The following is a 1492-nucleotide window of genomic DNA, read 5'->3' as shown; positions in this document are numbered from 1 at the left end:
GCATGGTCACCTTCAACACCGCCAAACTCACCCAGCATCTCGCCGAGGGCGACAACGCCGCCGAACTGCGCCGCAAGGGGTACCTGCACCTGAAGTGGCAGTACGAAATCACCAAAAACTACCGCGTTATCGAAAAAGACGAGGTCGCCTTTTTGGTGGTTTACCAGCAGGCGCCGACCCGTTACCGCGACGGCAACCGCACCCTCGGCGCCCTTGACCTGTTGAGCCGCACCCCTGAGTTTCAGCACACCGACGTACCCGTGCCGGGGATTGACCCGCGCTTGGACCTTTCGCCCTCGCGCCGCTACGCCTGGGATTATGCGTTGGGGACCGGTTTGTACGGGGTCGGCATGCTCGATGCGCAACGGTTGTACGCCTCGGTGCCGATTTGGTGGCGGCCCGCGCTGCTTCCCAAGGATCCCGGCGCCATCGGCGACAACACCAAACCCCTCATTCAATTACAGTTAGAGCATCCAGGCGTGTTTCAGGTCCAGGGCGAGCTGAATGAGGCATTGGATCAAGCCGCTTTTTACAGCGATCCTTTTTCGAGCTTTAACTTCAGCGACGACGGCGGCACCGCCGAATGGCGCTTGAACCACATGGGCAACGTGGTGTACCGCGTCGTGGGGCAACGGAAGTTCCCCGACCTGTTCGAAACCTTCAAACAACTCAACCAGGGCTTGACCCTCGCCGCTGAGAAACCCGTCGGCACCATGTCCGGCGTGGATCAGCGCATCATGTATCCCGTTGTGCGCGAGGCCGGTAGCACCGAGGCGCCCGGTTCTTTGTTCACCGCGTTAAGGGAGCACGTGCGCAAGGACAAACCATGGGAGAACCAGTACTGGGCCAACGGCAGAGACGCCGCGCGTTACCCGAACCGAATCATTGACGAACCCAATGATGCGGGCGCCGCGCGTCAGGTGCAGCGGACCTACCGGCAATTGCCGCAAGGCGTGGTGATCAACAGCCAACGGGAGAACGGGCTCGAGATTGACTATACCTATGACGACGCGGGATACCTCACCGCCGCCGTGGTGAAGGCACCGGCCGAAACCCGTACCACCTTGTACCAATGGGAAGCGCTCGAGGATGGTGAGGGCAAAACCGTGGCGCTGGGTGATTTCACCCTCAAACGATTGAAGCGGGTGGCGCAAAGCCTGGGCGGCGGAAACGACCAACGCTTGCTGGAACTGACCTATGCCGCCGCCGACCACATCGCCGTCAGCCAGGTGAATTACGACCTGTGCGACAAAGCCGTGACACCGACCTTCGATGACACAAGCGGGCGCGTTTCCGCCGTGTCCGTGGCGGACTGCGACACCTTCACGCCGTCCGTTTCCTTCGCCGCGGTTGACGGTTTGTGGCTGAGCTCGGGGTGGTCACCGGGCGGTGATTTTGCATTCACCACCACCTGGACCCGCCAGGGTTTGACCGCCGTGCAGGTTCCCGGCGAGGCCGCGGTTGTTACCGAATTGCCGCGCTTTGATTGGTT

The 1492-nt window shown here is 61.5% G+C and carries 1 protein-coding gene; it reads left to right on the top strand.

Annotation, left to right across the window (positions count from 1 at the left end):
- A partial coding sequence (locus tag J3U88_RS34000; RefSeq protein WP_207863678.1) for a hypothetical protein occupies window positions 1-1492 on the top strand: 1492 nt, incomplete at both ends.

Source organism: Acanthopleuribacter pedis, assembly GCF_017377855.1.
GTDB classification, from domain to species: domain Bacteria; phylum Acidobacteriota; class Holophagae; order Acanthopleuribacterales; family Acanthopleuribacteraceae; genus Acanthopleuribacter; species Acanthopleuribacter pedis.
This window is presented reverse-complemented; position numbering and strand designations above follow the sequence as displayed.